Source organism: Haladaptatus sp. W1 (genome assembly GCF_001723155.1).
GTDB classification, from domain to species: Archaea; Halobacteriota; Halobacteria; order Halobacteriales; family Haladaptataceae; genus Haladaptatus; species Haladaptatus paucihalophilus.
This window is the reverse complement of sequence record NZ_MEIH01000164.1, coordinates 1-2096: the sequence shown is the minus strand read 5'-3', so window position 1 is coordinate 2096 and position 2096 is coordinate 1. Positions and strand designations below refer to the sequence as shown.

Sequence of the window (2096 nt, the reverse complement as noted above, 5' to 3'; positions counted from 1 at the left end):
GTGTCTTCCTGAACGTAGTGAAGGAAGGCTGGGAAGTCGCATGCCCGCACAGCGTAAGCGAGCAGGAACGTCTTCCGCTGCTTTTGGTCGAGCTTTTACAGGGAACCAGCAGGAATGACGACGGCCGTCGTCATTCCTGGTCGTGACCGTCGTAAAAGGTCGGTTTAGAACGGATACCGTCGCTGGTCGCGCTGCACCGAAATCCACTTCTCCTGCGTGAGTTCCTCGACGATGGCGTCACCGTCGTAGCGGCCGATTCCGGAGCCTTTCACGCCGCCGAAGGGGACGTGGGGTTCCTCGTTGATGGGTTGGTCGTTGATGTGGACCATCCCGGCGTCGATGGCGTCGGCGAAGTCCTGCGCGCGGCCGAGGTCGCCCGCGTGGACCGAGGCGGCGAGGCCGTACTCGGTCGCGTTGGCGAGGGCGATGGCCTCCTCGTCGGAGGAGAACGGGATGACCGGCGCGATGGGACCGAACGTCTCGTTGCACGACGCCGACATGTCGTTGGTCGCGTCGGAGAGGACGGTCGGCTTGACGAACAGACCGTCGTGGTGACCGCCGGTTTCGAGCGTCGCGCCTTCCTCGACCGTCGATTCGATGTAGTCGAGCATCTGGTCGCGCTGGCCCTCGTCGATGATGGGACCGATAACGTTGTCGCGGTCGGTCGGGTCGCCGATGGGGAGCGACTCGGCGCGCTCAGTCAGTTTCTCGACGTACTCGTCGTACACGTCCTCGTGGACGAGGTGGCGGTTGATGGAGATACAGACCTGTCCCTGGTGGAGGAACGACCCGAAGACGGCCGAGTCGATGGCCGCGTCGATGTCGGCGTCTTCGGTGACGACGTGCGGGTTGTTCCCGCCGAGTTCCATCGCGGGGAGCGCGAGGTTTTCGGCCGCGAGGCTGGCGACGTGTTTGCCGACTTCGGTCGAACCGGTGAACGCCATGACGTCGAGTTCGGGTGGGACGCCATCCGGTCGCCGATTTCCGAGCCTTTGCCGGGACGACGTTGAGCAGTCCCTCGGGCAGTCCGGCCTCCTCGAAGATTTTGGCGAGGAGCAGGCCGCCGGTGACGGGAGTCGGCGAAGCGGGCTTGAGCACGACCGCGTTGCCGAGCGCCAGCGCGGGCGCGACGGCGCGCATCGAGAGGTTGAACGGGAAGTTCCACGGCGAGATGACGCCGACGACGCCCATCGGGATTCGCTTGACGTGGTTTTCCTTCCCCGGAATCATCGAGTCCTTGATCTCGCCGCCGACGCGGAAGGGGAACTCGGCGGCCTGTTGGGTGATGCCGCGCGCGGTCTGCCACTCCGCGAACGCCTTCATGTTCGCGCTTCCGGACTCCACCGCGAGCGAGTGGAGAATGTCGTTCCGGTGCTCGTCCAGCAAGTCGAGCGCGGACTGGATGACGCCGATTCGCTCGTTCGGCGATTGGTCCGCCCAGTCGGCCTGTGCCTCCGCGGCGGCCTCGTAGGCGCGGTCTACGTCGTCCTCGGTAGCGGCCGGAACGGACGCGATTTGCTCTCGGGTCGCCGGGTTCGTCACGTCGATTTCGTCCCGGTCACCGCCGTCGATCCATTCGCCGTCGATGTAGAGGGCGTTCCAGTCGCCGTCCAAGGTGTAGGCTCTGTCCGACATCACACTGAACTCCGGCCTCGCCTGCCGCGGAACGTCGTGGTGGGCCATGGCGTTCTCTCGGAGACGACGGCAGCCATCGACGAACTGCACTTGCACGGGACACCGCTGCTCGTGACGAGTCCGACGCCGAACGAGGTGGCGGGACAGCGCGTCGCGGACCAGTTCGAGGACGCGGGATGGGGCGTCGAAACCGTCGTCATCGAGGAGGCGAGTTTCGAGTCCGTTCAGCGGGTCATCGACGTGGCGAACGAAGTAAATCCGGGTTATCTCGTGGGCGTGGGCGGCGGGAAGGCCATCGACATCGCCAAGATGGCGAGCGACGAAATCGGGCGGGGCTTCGTCTCGATTCCGACGGCCGCGAGCCACGACGGCATCGTCAGCGGGCGGGGGTCGGTCCCGGAGGAGGACACGCGCCACAGCGTGGCCGCCGAACCGCCGCTGGCGGTCGTGGCGGACACGGA

At 65.8% G+C, this 2096-nt stretch carries 1 protein-coding gene and 1 pseudogene; one reads left to right on the top strand and one right to left on the bottom strand.

Annotated elements, in window-relative coordinates:
- Positions 1-164: 164 nt before the first annotated feature.
- Positions 165-1635, bottom strand: a pseudogene (locus BG842_RS08760) (aldehyde dehydrogenase family protein).
- 21 nt (positions 1636-1656) lie between these two features.
- Between BG842_RS08760 and BG842_RS08755 the strand changes: the two are divergent.
- A partial coding sequence (locus BG842_RS08755) for an iron-containing alcohol dehydrogenase (RefSeq protein ID WP_139136070.1) occupies positions 1657-2096 on the top strand: 440 nt, incomplete at its 3' end.